This window comes from Methylobacterium sp. P1-11, from assembly GCF_008329595.1.
Taxonomy (GTDB): domain Bacteria; phylum Pseudomonadota; class Alphaproteobacteria; order Rhizobiales; family Beijerinckiaceae; genus Methylobacterium.
The window spans coordinates 1-15,249 of the sequence record NZ_NPKS01000040.1 but is presented as its reverse complement, the minus strand read 5'-3'; the positions used below and the strand labels follow the sequence as shown (position 1 = coordinate 15,249).

16 protein-coding genes are annotated in these 15,249 nt (G+C 66.0%); 5 read left to right on the top strand and 11 right to left on the bottom strand.

Annotation, left to right across the window (positions count from 1 at the left end; translation table 11 throughout):
• Positions 1 to 279 precede the first annotated feature (279 nt).
• The gene (locus tag CIW48_RS28380; RefSeq protein WP_348645144.1) at positions 280 to 621 is read left to right on the top strand and encodes a GNAT family N-acetyltransferase; all 342 of its coding nucleotides are present in this window, start codon (positions 280 to 282) and stop codon (positions 619 to 621) included.
• A gap of 13 nt (positions 622 to 634) precedes the next feature.
• On the opposite strand, the gene CIW48_RS28375 is transcribed toward CIW48_RS28380, so the two are convergent.
• From CIW48_RS28375 to CIW48_RS33560, 3 genes are all read right to left on the bottom strand, one after another.
• A complete protein-coding gene (locus CIW48_RS28375; RefSeq protein ID WP_149313771.1) occupies positions 635 to 916 on the bottom strand; it encodes a hypothetical protein in 282 nt (93 codons plus the stop codon).
• A 185-nt stretch (positions 917 to 1,101) separates the two neighbouring features.
• Positions 1,102 to 1,329, bottom strand: coding sequence for an AraC family transcriptional regulator (locus CIW48_RS28370; protein WP_348645143.1), 228 nt, complete (start codon positions 1,327 to 1,329; stop codon positions 1,102 to 1,104).
• Positions 1,330 to 1,362: 33 nt separating this feature from the next.
• Entirely contained in the window at positions 1,363 to 1,635 is a 273-nt protein-coding gene (locus CIW48_RS33560) for a hypothetical protein (protein ID WP_173009427.1), read from the bottom strand.
• Between CIW48_RS33560 and CIW48_RS34305 the strand changes: the two genes are divergently transcribed.
• Both CIW48_RS34305 and CIW48_RS28360 read left to right on the top strand, forming a co-directional pair.
• Positions 1,516 to 1,899 (top strand): hypothetical protein, encoded by a 384-nt coding sequence (locus CIW48_RS34305; RefSeq protein WP_149313769.1) that lies wholly within the window; start codon positions 1,516 to 1,518, stop codon positions 1,897 to 1,899. The two genes, CIW48_RS33560 and CIW48_RS34305, sit on opposite strands and share 120 nt — an antisense overlap.
• Positions 1,900 to 2,144: 245 nt before the next feature.
• Positions 2,145 to 2,642 carry a hypothetical protein gene (locus tag CIW48_RS28360; protein ID WP_149313768.1) on the top strand — a complete coding sequence of 166 codons (498 nt, stop codon included), beginning with the start codon at positions 2,145 to 2,147 and terminating at the stop codon, positions 2,640 to 2,642.
• A 73-nt stretch (positions 2,643 to 2,715) separates the two neighbouring features.
• On the opposite strand, the gene CIW48_RS28355 is transcribed toward CIW48_RS28360, so the two are convergent.
• The 8 genes from CIW48_RS28355 to CIW48_RS28320 form a co-directional block, all read right to left on the bottom strand.
• Positions 2,716 to 3,144: a hypothetical protein gene (locus tag CIW48_RS28355; RefSeq protein ID WP_149313767.1), complete on the bottom strand. Its 429-nt coding sequence runs from the start codon at positions 3,142 to 3,144 to the stop codon at positions 2,716 to 2,718.
• Positions 3,145 to 3,204: 60 nt separating this feature from the next.
• The gene (locus CIW48_RS28350; protein ID WP_149313766.1) at positions 3,205 to 4,269 is read right to left on the bottom strand and encodes an AraC family transcriptional regulator; all 1,065 of its coding nucleotides are present in this window, start codon (positions 4,267 to 4,269) and stop codon (positions 3,205 to 3,207) included.
• Between the two features lie 141 nt (positions 4,270 to 4,410).
• Positions 4,411 to 6,081, bottom strand: coding sequence for a SulP family inorganic anion transporter (locus CIW48_RS28345; protein WP_149313765.1), 1,671 nt, complete (start codon positions 6,079 to 6,081; stop codon positions 4,411 to 4,413).
• A gap of 79 nt (positions 6,082 to 6,160) precedes the next feature.
• A complete protein-coding gene (locus tag CIW48_RS28340; protein WP_149313764.1) occupies positions 6,161 to 6,589 on the bottom strand; it encodes a potassium channel family protein in 429 nt (142 codons plus the stop codon).
• Positions 6,590 to 6,710: 121 nt separating this feature from the next.
• Entirely contained in the window at positions 6,711 to 7,076 is a 366-nt protein-coding gene (locus CIW48_RS28335) for a PRC-barrel domain containing protein (protein WP_149313763.1), read from the bottom strand.
• A 50-nt stretch (positions 7,077 to 7,126) separates the two neighbouring features.
• Positions 7,127 to 7,969, bottom strand: coding sequence for a polyphosphate kinase 2 (gene ppk2 / locus CIW48_RS28330; RefSeq protein WP_149313762.1), 843 nt, complete (start codon positions 7,967 to 7,969; stop codon positions 7,127 to 7,129).
• A 32-nt stretch (positions 7,970 to 8,001) separates the two neighbouring features.
• Positions 8,002 to 11,193 (bottom strand): multidrug efflux RND transporter permease subunit, encoded by a 3,192-nt coding sequence (locus CIW48_RS28325; protein WP_149313761.1) that lies wholly within the window; start codon positions 11,191 to 11,193, stop codon positions 8,002 to 8,004.
• 4 nt (positions 11,194 to 11,197) lie between these two features.
• The gene (locus tag CIW48_RS28320) at positions 11,198 to 12,316 is read right to left on the bottom strand and encodes an efflux RND transporter periplasmic adaptor subunit (protein WP_149313760.1); all 1,119 of its coding nucleotides are present in this window, start codon (positions 12,314 to 12,316) and stop codon (positions 11,198 to 11,200) included.
• 748 nt (positions 12,317 to 13,064) lie between these two features.
• On the opposite strand from CIW48_RS28320, the gene CIW48_RS28315 reads away from it, so the two are divergent.
• Entirely contained in the window at positions 13,065 to 13,973 is a 909-nt protein-coding gene (locus tag CIW48_RS28315) for a LysR family transcriptional regulator (protein ID WP_149313759.1), read from the top strand.
• Between the two features lie 100 nt (positions 13,974 to 14,073).
• Entirely contained in the window at positions 14,074 to 14,964 is an 891-nt protein-coding gene (locus CIW48_RS28310; protein WP_149313758.1) for an NAD-dependent epimerase/dehydratase family protein, read from the top strand.
• The last annotated feature ends 285 nt before the right edge of the window (positions 14,965 to 15,249 follow it).

Here is a 15,249-nt window from a genome sequence, read left to right as displayed (position 1 = left end):
TTGGAGCCGGCCCATGAGCCTCGCGACGAACGGCTTCTATGAGGCGCAATTCACGCCGCGGGGTCTCGCAAGACGACGGCGCTTTCGAGGAGGGTGGCCGTGATGGATGATCCGTCACACTAGTGGGCTATCGAGCGCCTGCGGGACGGCCGGGCACTGGAAATCCGCGCATTGCGGCCTGATGATCGGGATGGGATGTTGAGCGCCGTGGAGCATGCGAGCCCCCAGTCGCTCTAGCGCCGCTTCTTCGGCGCCAAGCACCACTTCACGGATAAGGAGATCGCGTTCTTCCTCAACGTCGACTTCAAGAGCCATGTAGCTTTAGTCGCCGTTGCGGAACAGGCCGGCGAGCACGTGATCGTTGGCGGCGCTCGTTATGTGGTGACACAGCTCGGCCAAGCCGAAGTGGCCTTCACCGTGGTCGACCGGTATCAGGGCAAGGGCATCGGCGCCGCGCTGATGCGGCACCTCATCGGCATCGCCCAAAAGAGCGGACGAACCGGACTGATTGCAGAGGTCCTGCCGGACAACACGCCCATGCTGACGCTGTTCGAGCGGTGCGGGCTGCCCTTAATCAGGCGCGGATCAGACGCCGTCGGCATAGCTTTTCAGCTCGCTTGAATGCACGTTCCCGCTATGCGCCGCCCCATGTTCGCATAGAGCGGGCGGCAGCAGCATCTCCGGCATCGTTCAATCGCGAAACTTCGATCAGGACATCGTCGAAGTACGCGTTGAGCCGGGTGATGCCGGCAGCGCTCGGCCCTGCGATGCTGAGACCAATCAGCTCGCCACGTGCATGGACCCTGCGGATCTGGGTTTCCGCCTTCGTAGCAATCTCACGCTCGGTCGGCGCGCGCAGGATGCCGCCAGTCTCTCTGGTCGCGATCCGGACTTCGAAGGCGGGCATCTCAGCCATGAACGTGCCAAGAGACAGCCAATCTGAGGCGAAATCTTGTTAAAATAGACGAAATAGATTAGTATGCAATCGTACTTCGCAATCAATATTTTTATGATACATCTCTGATCTGCGTCTTATAAATGCAGTAGGGAGTTACCTGATGGTTGAGCGAGCATCCTGCACGTTCGACCCTCGCGACAGCTTCACGAGAGTACTGGCACAGGCACGGACGTGCTGTTAACTCTGCCGACCCGGCCGCAGAGACGAGGATCTTCGTGCCGCCGGTCGCGATTCGTCTCTGATTGGCTCATGCGCCGCCACGCACTCGGCGTCATGCCCAACCAGTGTCGGAAAGCATGAGTGAAGGCGGCCGGCTCAAAGTAGTCCAAGGCGGCCGAGATCTCCGTCGCGGTCATGCGGGTGTTGGCCAAAAGCCAGCGCGGGCCGGCGCGGTCTCTCGGTACTCAGAATTCGCTCCGCCCCATGGCCTGTCTGATCAAGCAGTCCTTCTGATTGGTCGCTACCCCTGTTGATGCGATTCTGATGTGGATCCGGCCAAAGAACGAGTTGAGCGCAGGCCGCCACAAAACGGTGTCAACAAGCAGGAGGCCTCCGTCATGAAGCGACTTATCATTGCGTCCGTGCTTGCCCTGATGGTCAGCGGTGTGACTGCAGAAGCGCGCGGCTTCGGGGGCGGTGGTTTCCGCGGTGGCGGCTTCCGTGGCGGTGGCTTCCATGGCGGTGGCTTCCACGGTGGCCGCGTGGGTGGCTATCGCGGAGGCTTTCACGGACACCGAGGCGCCGTCGCCGGCGGCTACCGAGGCGGGTACGGGCGCTATGGCTATCGCGGTGGGTACGGGCGCTACGGGTACCGTCCGTATGCCTACGGCGCGGCCGCCTTGGGGGTCGGTGCGGCTGCCGCCTACGGTGCCAGGACCTATGGCGGCTGTGGGCCCTATCACTACTACGACGCGAACATCGGGGGCTGCACCCCATACTGAGTGGTAGCCTCGTACGGTGACGTTCACTCCGTCCGGCCAGGCTTGGCCCATTGGGCCCATTGGCTGGCTTCGTCCCGGGCGAGGCGGCCAATCCGCCCGATACATTCGGCGCTGAACGACTGATGCGGGGCCCGGCGCCATCGCCTGGGTCATTCCAACAGGCGGAAGCCCATCACCGAGCGCCACGCGCGGTGTGCCGGGCCAAACGTGGCGAGAGCCAGCTCTGTGAACGATGGGAGCCCACCATGGAAGCGCTGAGGACGAAACCCCCGACCGAACTCGGCGATGAGACCTTCATGTCCGCCATCGAGCTCGGCGCCTACACGGCCAAGTTGAAGGCCGCCAAGGCCGAGAGGGACCTACAAGCCGATGACCGTGCCCGCAAGGCACAGGTCGAGCTGATCAAGACCCTGTCGAAGCCCATCGAGCTCACGCCGGAGAAGATGCAGGAGATCACGAAGTCGCTCCTGCACAAGCTCCGGATCGCGGCGGACCAGGGCAAGAACGAGCTCCTGGTGATGCGTTTTCCGAACATGATGTGCAGCGACGGCGGCCGGGCCATCAACAACTCGGAGACGGATTGGCCGGAGACCCTGACCGGACGAGCCCGTCAGGCCTATGAGTTCTGGCAGGACCGGCTTCAGCCTGCCGGCTACGGACTGCGGGCAATGATCGTCGATTGGCCCGACGGCATGCCGGGCGACGTTGGCTTCTTCCTCAACTGGGACACACGCCGCGTGTGACCCTGAGGCTCGGAAGCATAATCATCATCAATGTCGGGCACCATGTGACGCTGCGGTGCCCCCGTTCCGCGTGTCACTGCGAGCAACGCCGGTAACCTGTCCCTGCGGGGTCTTGGACATCGTAATAGCGTCTGAGAACCCCGTTCGGCTGAGGTGCCATGTAAACCTTCACCTCCTGGCCCGCCACGGCGTTGGTACAATCGAGGACAAGAAGGTGACGGTCGCCGGTCGGTCGAACTGACTTGATGCTGCACGTCGCCATCGGAGTTCTCAGGCGTTTGCCAGAGATGAGGAAGGCCGGTGCGAAGATATCGACCGGCTTCTTGAACGAGGCCACTTTTCCTGAGGATGTATAGACGTCCGCACAGTCGCGCCCCTCCAACACCCAAGCGCCTTGATAGGCAGAAAGACCGTCGCCCGCCGCCTGCGACTTCGACACTCCGGCCGATGCGGCAAGGCTTAGCCCGAGAGCCGCTGTAATTGCGAAATGCGCGGGTCTCATCGCGGCTTCCTCCATCAGTACACTGGGAACAGACGCCGTGTCTGGTCAGAATCAGCGAACCTAGGCTTGCAGCTGACCGAGGCTTGTCTCCGGTTGGTGCTCGCGCCGCCAAGCGCTCGGCGTCATGCCCGACCAGCGTCGGAAAGCGTGACTGAAGGCGGCGGGCTCGGAGAAGTCCAGGATCGCCGAGACCTCCGCCATGGTCATGCGGGTGTCGGCCAGGAGCCGCTTCGCCACTTGGCACTGCGCCTCGTTGGCGAGCCGCTTGAACGTCGTTCCCTCCGACTTCAGGTGACGGCTCAAGGTGCGCAGGCTGACCAGCCTCAGGCGCGCCACCTGCTCCGCCTTGCAGCGCTGCCGTGTCACCTGTGCCCGGAGGTACTGCCGGAGGTCGTCCGTGAGATTGGAGGTCTGCCCGGCTTCGAGGGTACGGATGCGATCTTCCGCCCTCCGGCGGACGGCCGGATCCGCGCCCTCGATGCGTTGGGCGAGAAGTCGCGCGGGAAACACCAGGGCGGCCACTTCCTGGTCGAACCGCACGGGCGCGCGGAAGACGTCGCGGTAGGGTGCCGGGTCGCGCGGCATCGAGCGCGGCAGCAGAACCTCCAGCAGGGCCGAACCGGAGCCGGCCAGGATCCGAATGATGGCGGTCGTCGTGGCGAGCGCCCTTTCCGATTGGAGCGGTGCGCCTTCGGCGTCCGGCCCATAGGGGCAGTAGCTCAGGACGGCGACGTCGCTGCCGATGGCCAAGCCGACCACCGCGCCCCAGTTCTGCGTGCCGGCATGCGCTTCGAGGGCTCGCAGGGCGTCGCCGACCGTATCCGAGTGGCGCATCAGCAGGCCGAGCGGTCCAAGCGAGGCCAGCGTCGAGCGCCGCCCGACGAGTATCCCGAGATGCGGGCAGCCCGTGCGGTCAGCCCCGTGGGCGATCAATCTGCCCAGCGAGGCGTACGGGACGCGAGCCCCGCGGTCGAAGAGCCCGGCTTCGAGACCCAGCTCGGAGGCGAGTTGGTCCGGATCGGCACCGAGATCGACGAGGGCGGTGTACACGGCCCGCGCGACGCCGGGACGGGCCAAGCCGACTGCGGGCGGCTTCTCAGGGGCGTAAGGGTTTGTGGCTGCCATCGATAGGGTTCGAGGCAGGCGCATGCGCAACGCAGCAGAAGAGGACATTAACACCTCCGCTACTCAATTCTGCGTTTCCGATTAGAATAGAAACAATCGACTCGCGCAATCAGAAATCGTCGAGATCAGACGGAAATGGCTTTAGTCACGACCAGTCGATGCGCGGGAGGATTTAAAGCGCTCGATTGCCGTGCGCGTGTCGAACAGCAGCCGGTCGGGTCCGAGTTCCTGATCCAAGCCTGCACGCCGCACCACGTCGAGCACGCCCGGGTTGAGGTCCACCAGCCAAAACGTGACGCTTGACCGCCGTGCCGCTTCCTGGAGCATCTGCAGCGCCGAATACTCGATGTCGGGCACGCGACTGAAATCGAGAACGACGACGCGTGGCTTGTGCTCGGCCGTGAGGGTGCGGATCCGGTCTGCCACGTTTTGCGCGTTGGCGAAGTAAAGCCGCCCCTCGGGCCGGAGGATCAGGAGGCCTCCGAACGTCTCGTCGTCCGGATGTTCGGAGGTGAGGGGACGCAGGACATCGGCGCCGCGTTTGCGGGCGATGACAGAGACCCGGGGATGGGCGGTCTGAAGGGCAAGGCCGAGGAGCGAGAGGACGATGGCAACGACGATGCCCTGGAGCGTCCCGAACACCAGAACGCCGACGGCCGCCACGACCGCCCAGCGGAACTCCATCCGCCGTACCGTGTAGATGGCCCGGAACTCTGCCGGCTGGATGAGGCCCACGGAGTAGACGATGACCAAGGCCGCGAGGGTCGCCTGCGGGAGGAGGCCCAGCACAGGAGCCAGGAGCAACATCGTGGCAAGGGCAGCCGCGGCCGTCACGAGAGAGGCTACCTGCGTTCGACCTCCGGCGGATCGCACGACGCCGGTCTGCGATGTGCCGCCGCCAGCCGGCATGGACCCGAGCAACGCTCCCCCTAGGTTTGCCGCACCCGTGGCGACCAGTTCGCGATTGGCATCGATGGGCGGATCTTCCGGGGCCGCGAACGCCCGCCCGGCCGCGATGCTCTCCGTGAAGCTCATCAGGGCGATGCCTATCGCACCCGGCACCAGCGCCTGGACGAGCGTTGGATCGGGCAGGGTCAGGGACGGAAGACCCTGGGGGATCGTCCCGACCGTCGAGACGCCCCACGTGTTCAGGCTCAACAGCCACGACGCTGCGATGGCAGCCGCGACCGTGACCAGCGGGGCCGGCGAGTGGGGCTTGAGACGCTCCATGCCGACGAGCACGGCCAGCGTCGCACCTGCAACGGTCAGGGTCGGCAGGGAAGTCTCGGGGAGGTGTCGAACGAGGCTTACCACATCGGCGAAGAACGATTGCTTGGCGATGTGGAGCCCGAGAAGCTTGGGCGCCTGATCCAGCAGGATCACGAGGCCGATCCCAGCCTTGAACCCCGTCAGGACCGGCACGGAGATGAAGCTGGCGACGAAGCCGAGCTTCAGCAGGCGTGCCGTCAATAGCAGCGCACCGACAAGGGCGGTCAGCGTTGCCGTCGCGACGAGAAGCGTCGCCGGATTGCCATCGGGCACCACGCTGCCGAGCTCGGCTCCGGTTAGGATGGCCAGCGTCGTCGTCGAGCTGACGCTCAGCACACGCGATGAGCCCAGAAGGCCGTAGATGATCGAGGGAACGAGGGCGGTGTAGAGGCCGACGGCCACCGGCAGCCCGGCCACCGTGGCGTAGGCCATGGCCTTGGGCAGGACGACGGCCGCGGCCGTGAGCCCTGCCACGAGGTCGAAGCGAAATGTGGCCGGCGCGACTTTCCAGGGGGCCCGCGTCGTCGATGCTACACCCTTCATGTGTGGTCCTCCGGGTTCGGAGCGGACACGTGCGAAGGTCCCGCCAGTCATGCGGACCGGCGCGCCACCTCCGATGCCGTCAGTGCGCGATCCCGTCCATGCGGATGAGGGTACGCCGAAGGGCCTCGAAGATGACGGCCGTCGACCAGCCGAACAGCAGGATGCCGTTCATGGCGGCGGCAGGACCAAGGAGACGCCAACGAGCGACCGGCATGATGTCGCCATAGCCGAGCGTCGTGTAGTTCACGAAGGCGAAGTACAGGAGATCAGATCCGGCCGGCGCGACGCCTACCAATTTGTACAATAGAGCCCAGATCATGACTTCCAGGGTGTGCGCTGCCATCAACACGCACACCACAGACGACATGACCCAGGAGAGGGAAACGCTGCTATACCCGCGAATACGGGTGTGTGAACGGGCTACCCTGAGGACCACGGCCATCATGAGCGAATGGACCGTGATGCAGCAGATGCTGGCACCCGCACCGACCGCCAGTTGAGCCAACATCGTGGGCCTCCGCCGCTCGATCCGGCCTGACCACCAGCGTAGGGACCGGCTACCGGTTCGCAGTACAGGCGGAGAGGCATGAGCTGAGAAACACGGTCGAATTTGCGCTCGGCCTCCGTACTCATAGCGCCGGCATCGCCCGGATCGTCTGGCGTGTACCGTCAACGGTCAGGCCATTGTCGACCTGACGCAGGTGCGGGACCGGGACGCCGATCTCCCCGCCTCCGAGCCAGCGCCGACGGGCCACGACCGCAATCAGCGTATGGCCGTCCGTCGACACCCGGACATCCTGCACACGGCCCACGACGAGGCGGTGATCCGCGTAGAGCCAGCGCCCGCGGAGCGTCGGGACGAGCGAGGCGGCGTTGATCTGCATGCGTGAGGCCGCCGCGTCCGTGACGGGAGAGCGGGCTTCCTGCGCAGCCGCCGTGCCGACGAGCGTGACGGCGGAGGCGATCCAGACCCAGTGCCGTAGATGCCTCGGCATCGCCCGCTCCCATGTCGCTGCCCCGCCATCCCGCGGGTACGAGCCCGAATTCAGTACCGTTCCGGGACGAAGCGCCTGTCCCGAAGCGCGTCATCGTACGCCCCGTCCTTGCTGCGCTTCGGCAAGGTCACCGTCTGGCGCTTCCGCTCCTTGTAGGGGACGAGGCGAAGGAGATGGGCGATGCAGTTGAGGCGGGCCCGCCGCTTGTCGTCCGAGCGGACGACGTGCCAGGGCGCGTCGTCCGTGTCGGTCGCTGCCAGCATCGCGTCGCGCGCCTTCGAGAACTCGTACCAACGCCCGTAGGATTCCACGTCCATGGGGCTCAGCTTCCACTGTCGGAGAGGATCCTCGATCCGCGCCAGGAAGCGCCGCTTCTGCTCCTGCTTCCCGACCTCCAGCCAGAACTTGATGAGCTGCGTGCCGCCATCGACGATGAAGCGCTCAATCCGCGGGCAGAGATCGAGGAACCGGCGGTACTCCTCATCACTGCAGAAGCCCATGACGCGCTCGACGCCGGCGCGGTTGTACCAAGAGCGGTCGAAGATCACGATCTCGCCGGCCGCCGGGAAATGCTCGATGTAGCGTTGCATGAACATCTGGGTCTTCTGCCGGTCCGACGGTGCCGGCAGCGCCACGACACGGAACACGCGCGGGCTGACCCGCTCGGTGAGAGCCTTGATCGTGCCGCCCTTGCCGGCGGCGTCCCGTCCCTCGAACACGACGATGATGCGAGCACCGGTGCGCTTGACCCAGTCCTGTAATTGGCAGAGCTGCACCTGAAGCTTGTGCAGCTCCCGCTCATATTCCTTCCGCTTGAGCTTCTCGGCGCCCTCCGCGTCGCGCGGGTCCTCGTCCGGCTTGGCGTTTAGCTCGACCTGCTCGGAATCGTGCATCGTCGTGCTCCTTCCTCATCGCAGTGGCCGCTTCACTCGGCCGGCGAGTGCTTCGGGGCGCCGCTCGCGCCGGCAGCCGGCGGTGCCGCCGGCTGTTTCGCCCCCTTGCCCCGGAGGAGCCGCCAAGCCCGCTCCCGCAGGCCCTGGAACGTCACGTAGAGGGGTGGGATCACGAAGATGCCGATGAAGGACGCGGCGATCATGCCGCCGAAGACCGGCGTCCCGACGTTGCGCCGGGCGAGCTGCGACGCGCCGGTCGCGATCACGAGGGGAAGCAACCCGAGGATGAAGGCGAAGGAGGTCATCATCACCGGGCGGAAGCGCAGCCGCGCCCCCTCGGTGGCAGCCTCTTGGAGGGGAATGCCCTTCTCCCGTTGCTCCTTGGCGAACTCGACGATCAGGATGCCGTTCTTGGCCGCGAGTCCGATGAGCACGATCATGCCGATCTGCGCGTAGAGATCGAGGGTGAGCCCACCCCACACCATGGCCGCGTAGGCCCCGACGATCCCGACCGTGACCGACAGCAGCACCGGGACGGGGATGGTCCAGCTCTCGTAGAGCGCGACTAGGAACAGGAACGCGAACAGGACGGCGAAGCCCAGGATGATGGCGGTCTTGCCTTCCGCCCGCTTCTCCTGGAATGCCGTGTCGGTCCACTCGCCGCCGAAGCCCGCCGGCAGCGTGCGGACGGCGACGCCGTCCATCGCGGCGAGCGCCTGACCGGACGAGACGCCCGGCGCGGGCGAGCCCTGGATCGTGACGGCGCGAAGATTGTTGTAGCGGATCAGCGCGGGCGGCCCGACCACGATCCGGACCTCCGCGAGCGAGCGCAGCGGCACCATCTCGCCGTCCTTGTTGCGCACGTTGATCCGGTAGATGTCGTCGATCTTGGCGCGGTCGGTGGCCTCCGACTGGACCTGCACCTGCCAGGTGCGGCCGAACAGATTGATGTCGTTGACGTAGTAGCCGCCGAGCGAAGCCTGCAGCGCCTGGAAGACGCCGCTCAGGGACACGCCGAGAACCTGCACCTTGTCCCGGTCGATATCGAGGAACACCGACGGGTTCGTCGCCGAGAAGGTGCTGAACACGCGGTTGAGCTTCGGCTCCTCGTTGGCCGCCACGACCAGACCGCGCAGGACCTGGGCAAGTTCCTTCGGATCGCCGCCACGCAGATCCTGCAGGACGTAGCTGAAGCCGCCGCCGGTCCCGAGACCGATGATGGGTGGTGGCGCGAGGGGCACGACGGTCCCGCCGGGCACCTCCCGGAACCGCTGTCCGAGACGCGCGATCAGGGCGGTGGCCCCATCCGCGGCCCCCTTGCGCTCCTCGAACGGCTTGAGGGTCACGACCAGGAAGGCGGCGTTGCCCTGGGAGTAGTTGTCGATGAAGTTGAGGCCGATCACCGACGTGGTGTCGGCGACCGCGTGCTCCTGCCGCAGGATCTCCTCGGCGCGGCCCACCACCTCGGAGGTCCGCCCGACCGATGCGCCCTCCGGCAGCTGCACCACGACGAAGAACGCGCCCTGGTCGTCCTCGGGCAGGAAGCCCGTGGGCGTCATCCGGGCGAGCTCAAAGGTGCCGTAGGCGGCCGCCGCGGTCAGCACGAGGCCGAGGATCGAGAGGCGCACGATGCGGGCCACGGCGGCACCGTAGCCGTCGCGGACTCGGTCGATGGAGCGCATCACGAAGCCCATGATGCCCCGACGCGGACCGTGATGAGGGCGCAGCAGCACGCCGCACAAGGCCGGTGATAGGGTCAGCGCGTTGATGGCCGAGATGAACATCGAGACCGCGACCGCGACCGCGAACTGGCGGAAGAGCTCGCCCGAGATGCCCGGCACGAAGGCGACCGGCACGAAGACCGAGAGCAGCACCAGCGTGATCGCGATGATCGGAGCCGTGATCTCGGCCATCGCCCGCTTGGTGGCCTCCCGGGGCGATAGCTCCGGATACTCCTCCATCACGCGCTCGACGTTCTCGACGACCACGATGGCGTCGTCGACCACGATCCCGATGGCCAGCACCAGCGCGAGCAGCGAGACGGAGTTCGCCGAGTAGCCGACCGCCTTGAGCACGATGAAGGTGCCGATCAGGCTGACGGGCACGGCCAGCGTCGGGATGAGCGTCGCGCGCAGGCTGCCGAGGAACAGGAACACCACGATGACGACGAGCACGAAGGCCTCGACCAGGGTCTTCTGGACCTCGTGGACGGTTTCGGTGATGAAGGCGGTCGGATCGTAGGTCACCTTCCAGGCGAGGCCCTCGGGAAAGGCCTTCGCCAGCTCCCCGACCCGCCTCTCGACCTCCTTCAGGGTCGATAGGGCGTTCGCGCCGGGCGACTGGTAGATCGCGATGACGGTGGCCGGGCTGCCGTTCAGCCGCGTCTCGCGGTCGAGATTGGCCGCGCCGAGCTCGATGCGGGCGACATCGCCGAGGCGAAGCACGGACCCATCCGGGTTCGTGCGCAGGACGATGTTCCGGAATTGGTCGGCCGAGGTCAGGCGTCCCTGCGTCTGGATGCTGAGCTGGAGCTGCTGCTCTTCGGAGATGGGCCGGGCGCCGATCCGCCCCACGGGCGCCTGGACGTTCTGGGCCTGGATCGCCCCGATCACGTCGCCGGTGGTCAGGTTGAGGCCGGTGAGCTGGTCGGTCCGCACCCAGGCCCGCATCGCGTAATCCTGCGGGCCCCACAGCGTCGCGTCGCCGACGCCGGGCGTGCTCTTGATGCGGTCGAGCAGGTTGATCGTCACGTAGTTCGAGATGAACAGCGGGTCCTGCGTCGCCTTGGGCGAGTAGACCGCCAGCACGCCGAGCAGGGCGGAAGACTTCTTCTTGACCGTGACTCCCTGCTTACGGACGTCCTCGGGCAGCTTGGCCAGGGCGATCTGGACCCGATTGTTGACGTTGACGGCGTTGATGTCCGGATCGGTGCCGAGCTCGAACGAGCCCGTGAGCGTGTAGCTGCCGTCGTTGCCGCTGACGCTCTTCATGTAGATCATCTTGTCGACGCCCACGACCTGCGACTCGATGGGCTGTGCGACCGTGGATTCCACCACCGCGGCGGCGGCGCCAGGATAGGTCGTCGTCACCGAGACCTGCGGCGGGACGATGTCTGGATACTGCGCCACCGGGATGGTGAGCAGCGCCAGTGCGCCAGCAATCGACGTGACGATGGCAATGACCACCGCTAGGCGTGGCCGGTCGACGAAGATCGCGGACAGCATGGCCCTACATCCTGCTCGCCGACTGACGGATCGGGCTCGCCTGGACCAGGATCCCGGGCCGCACCCGCTGCAGGCCGTCGACGATGACCAACTCACCGCCGGACAGTCCCTCGTCGATGACGGCATCCGGCCCGGTACCGCCAGGCCCCGGCTTGACGCGACGGGTCACGGCTCGCCCGTCCTCGACGACGAAGACGTAGACGCCGCCCTGGTCGGCGATGAGTGCCGCTTGCGGCACCAAGACCTTCTGCTCAGGCTTGCCCACCTGAAGGGCGACCCGGACCAGCTGACCGTCCCGCAGCGCGCCCGCCGAATTCGGCATGGTGGCGCGCACCACGACCGTGTCGGTCGCGCGGTCGACGCTGATGTTGACGAAGTTAACCCGGCCGACTTGGTCGTACTCTGATCCGTCCTGGAACCGGATCCTGACCTCGACCTTGCTGCGGTCAGGAACGCCCTCGCCTTGCTGGTAACGCAGGAACTCGCGCTGGCTCACCGGGAAGGTGACGTAGATCGGGTCCTGGCTGACGATGGTCGTCAGGACGCCGCTGTCGGGCCCGACCACGTTGCCTTTGGTCACGCTGGTCCGGCCGATCCGGCCCGCGATGGGTGCCGTGATCTGCGTGTATCCGAGATTGATCCGCGCGGTCTGGAGGTCCGCCTCGTCGCCCGTGACGGCGCCCTTAGCCTGGTCGAGGGCGGCGCGGGCCTGGTCGCGGGCGACGACCGTTCCGGAATTTCGGTCGAGTAGCTCCTGCGCCCGCTGCAACTGTATGGCCGCCAAGGTGTACGCGGCCTTGGTACGCTCCAGCGCGCCCTCGGCTTGCTTGAGCCCCGCTTCGAAAAGATCGGGCTCAATCCGATAGAGCGGCGCACCCTCCTTGATCAGCTCACCTTCCTTGAACAGGACGGCGTCCAGGAAGCCGGTCACGCGCGCGCGGATCTCGACGCGGCCGACCGCTTCCACGCGGCCGACGAAGTCGAGTGTCTGATCGATAGCTTTGCGCTGGGCGTTGACCGTCCCGACCGGAACCGCCGCGGGAGCGGCTGGCTGCCCTTGGGCGGGCACTTCGAGTGCGGCGACAAATGCCAGAGCGCACAACGTAGGGATAAAGCGGTCCATGTTCCGACCTTGCGGCCGGGGCCCCTATGCGCCGGCGCCCCATCGTGACCGTTTCCAGACGTGCTGCTTGATCAAACCGGACATCCCCGACTCAAGATTTGCTTCCCGTTCGCGGATCACTCGGGATGGCGCAGGCGGCAGCAGCTTAGGCGATCGACTTTGAAGAGATCGCGGGACTGTTCCGGCTTCTGTTATTCTTGTTTTGCTACGCGCTGGAACTGGAGAGGCTCGGGAAGGCGATCGAGGGAGAGCCGACGCGAATCGACCGCTGACGAGCCTCGGTCTCAACGCCGTGGGAATGCAGCAGCCGAGAAACTTCCACTCCTGTGATGCCCTATCCGATCAATCAAGGCGCGCAGGACCTATTAGGAGTAGCGGACCGTTTTGAGCCTGCGCCAGCTAATCTTTACTCCGGTGTCGGCGAGCATATTCGAGGTTCAAGCGCTTCTGCGGCGCGGGTTTAATATGAGCGACATCGATGACCCCTTCACCACTCAGCAGCTCTTAACGACTGATCAACGGCCGCTTTGGAGAAGCGCCAAAGGCGGTCCAAGCGGCTGACGTGGGTCGTTAGGAGGCTGTCCGCTTTTCCGGCGCTTCTTCCGCGAAGCAGACCGGCGGCTTTCGGCCATGTGCCGTCGGCACCTACAGCCCTCAAGACTTCTCAGATGGGTGGTTTCGCGACGGTCGGCTTTCGGGCCGAAAAGCTGGTAAGCGGACGCAATGCGAACGGCCTACCGTCAACGCCATGGATATCAGCAGCTTCGACCTCAATTTGCTGAAGGTCTTCGACGCCCTTTACGCCGAGCGCAACGTGACGCGGGCCGGCCTGCGCGTCGGGCTCAGCCAGTCCGCAGTGAGCGGCGCCCTCTCCCGTCTGCGCGAACTGCTCGCTGACGAACTCTTCGTGCGGACGCCCACGGGCATGCAGCCGACCGTCCGTGCCGACGACTTGGCCGGACCTATCGCCGATGCGCTCGGCCTCGTGCGCGGTGCCTTGCGAGCCGACCCTTTCGACCCCTCCACCGCTGACCGAACCTTCACGATCGCGATGAGCGACTATGCTGCGTTCGTACTGCTCCCCCCGCTCCTGGCGCGTCTTGGCGAGGAGGCGCCCGGCATCGACCTGCGCGTGCGCGGAATCTTCGGACGGGATGAAGCGATCGACCTTCTCGACGGCGGCGAGGCAAACCTCGCAGTAGGCGTGCCGCCCGACGTATCGGCACGCATTCTCACGCGCCCCCTGCTCCGGGAAGGCTTCGCCTGCACTGCCCGGCCGGGGCACCCAGCTTTTGCGCCAGGGGCCGACATCGCGGCATTCGCGGCCGCACCACACCTCTTGGTCTCCCCCGAAGGCGATCGATCCGGATTGGTCGACCACAGGCTCGCGGCCCTAGGGCTCGAACGCCGCGTGGTGCTAAGCCTGCCACAGTTTCTGGTCGCGCCTTTCGTCATCGCGGAGACCGATCTGATCGCGACGATCGCCCGACGCGTCGCCCGGCGGTTCGCCCATGCGGGGATTGGAATCTCCATCCACGAGCCGCCGATCGTCCTCCCCGACTGGCCCCTCGCGTTGATGTGGCATCGCCGCTCGGACAGCCACGCGGCGACCGTCTGGCTGCGCGGCATCATCGCCGAGGTCGCAGCTTCGGTCTGAGGTCATCGGCGGGGGCGATAGCGCGATATCAGAATGTGCAATTTCCCCCCGATCCACCGATCCGCTTGAAACAAGCGGTGAAGTCCGAACGGTGGTGATCATGCGGGTCTTGGTGACGGGTGCGACGGGGTTGATCGGCGGGGCCGTGGCCCGCCGTCTCAAGGTCGGCGGGCATGAGGTCGTAGGTCTCGCCCGCTCGCAGGCCAGCGCGATCAAACTGGCGGACGCGGGTTTCTCGGTCGCTCGCGGCGATCTCTCCCATGGAGGCGACCTAGCGGAGGCGACCCGCAGGGTAGACGCCGTCGTCCACGCTGCCTCACCCGGCGACCGGAATACCGCGGCCTGCGACGAAGCCGCAACGCGCGCGATCATCGCTGCCTTTCGGGGGACGTCCAAGCGGTTCATTTATACGAGCGGCTGTCTGGTCTACGGGTCGACTGGCGACCGACCTGCGACCGAGAACAACCCGGTGAAAGCCATCGACCTCGTGCGCTTTCGCGAAGCCCTCGAAGCGGAGATCCTCGCCGGGGTCACCGAAGGCGTCCATCCTATCGTGATCCGGCCGGGCTGGGTTTATGGCGACCGCGGCGGCACCGCGATGATGATGTACGGCGAAGCCGGGGAGCACGGCGTGGCGCGCCATGTCGGCAATGGGCTGAACCGCTGGACGACGGTACACGCCGACGACCTCGCTGACCTCTACGCCGTCGCGCTCGAACGGGCGCAAGCGGGTTCGATCTACAACGGCGTCCACGGTGCGCCGACGCCGTTGGTCGAGATCGCCCGTGCGGCGAGCGAGGCGGCCGGAGCCGATGGCCGCGTGGCGGCTTGGCCCATTGAGGACGCCCGTTCGACGCTCGGCCCCTTCGCCGATGCGATCGCGTGCGATCAGGTCGTCTCGGGGGAGAAGGCCAAGAGCGAACTCGGTTGGCGCCCGTCACGGGTCTCCATTGTCGAGGAGTTGCGCTCTTATCGATCAGTCATCGCCTGACCGCTGCTTGGCGGCCGCAGGTCGGCATTGACCTGCGGCGTGCTCGTGTCTGCTTTCGAGGCCGAGGCGGGTCGAGCTTTTCGACAGGGTGGGGTCGGAAGCCGTAGGACCGCTTGGGGTGGAGTTCTGCCAGTCCGCCTTCAGGCGGCAATGCGAAAAAGCAGACGTCGCCGCCGTGCCCGCTCTCGACCCTGGCTGTGTCAAAACCCCGAAGGTGGTAGCTTTCCTCTGCACGACCGGAGGATGGCATGGGACGGTTCGTTGTCGGTGCCGAGCGCGATCAGA

Bases quoted from the DNA above. Each gene is read 5' to 3' on its own strand.
- CIW48_RS28325 (WP_149313761.1), bottom strand. From the start codon at position 11,193: ATGCTGTCCGCGATCTTCGTCGACCGGCCACGCCTAGCGGTGGTCATT.
- CIW48_RS28360 (WP_149313768.1), top strand. From the start codon at position 2,145: ATGGAAGCGCTGAGGACGAAACCCCCGACCGAACTCGGCGATGAGACC.
- CIW48_RS34305 (WP_149313769.1), top strand. From the start codon at position 1,516: ATGAAGCGACTTATCATTGCGTCCGTGCTTGCCCTGATGGTCAGCGGT.
- CIW48_RS28310 (WP_149313758.1), top strand. From the start codon at position 14,074: ATGCGGGTCTTGGTGACGGGTGCGACGGGGTTGATCGGCGGGGCCGTG.
- CIW48_RS28315 (WP_149313759.1), top strand. From the start codon at position 13,065: ATGGATATCAGCAGCTTCGACCTCAATTTGCTGAAGGTCTTCGACGCC.
- CIW48_RS28345 (WP_149313765.1), bottom strand. From the start codon at position 6,081: ATGAAGGGTGTAGCATCGACGACGCGGGCCCCCTGGAAAGTCGCGCCG.
- CIW48_RS28335 (WP_149313763.1), bottom strand. From the start codon at position 7,076: ATGCCGAGGCATCTACGGCACTGGGTCTGGATCGCCTCCGCCGTCACG.
- ppk2 (WP_149313762.1), bottom strand. From the start codon at position 7,969: ATGCACGATTCCGAGCAGGTCGAGCTAAACGCCAAGCCGGACGAGGAC.
- CIW48_RS28350 (WP_149313766.1), bottom strand. From the start codon at position 4,269: ATGGCAGCCACAAACCCTTACGCCCCTGAGAAGCCGCCCGCAGTCGGC.
- CIW48_RS28355 (WP_149313767.1), bottom strand. From the start codon at position 3,144: ATGAGACCCGCGCATTTCGCAATTACAGCGGCTCTCGGGCTAAGCCTT.
- CIW48_RS28340 (WP_149313764.1), bottom strand. From the start codon at position 6,589: ATGTTGGCTCAACTGGCGGTCGGTGCGGGTGCCAGCATCTGCTGCATC.
- CIW48_RS33560 (WP_173009427.1), bottom strand. From the start codon at position 1,635: ATGGAAGCCACCGCCACGGAAGCCGCCACCGCGGAAACCACCGCCCCC.
- CIW48_RS28375 (WP_149313771.1), bottom strand. From the start codon at position 916: ATGGCTGAGATGCCCGCCTTCGAAGTCCGGATCGCGACCAGAGAGACT.
- CIW48_RS28320 (WP_149313760.1), bottom strand. From the start codon at position 12,316: ATGGACCGCTTTATCCCTACGTTGTGCGCTCTGGCATTTGTCGCCGCA.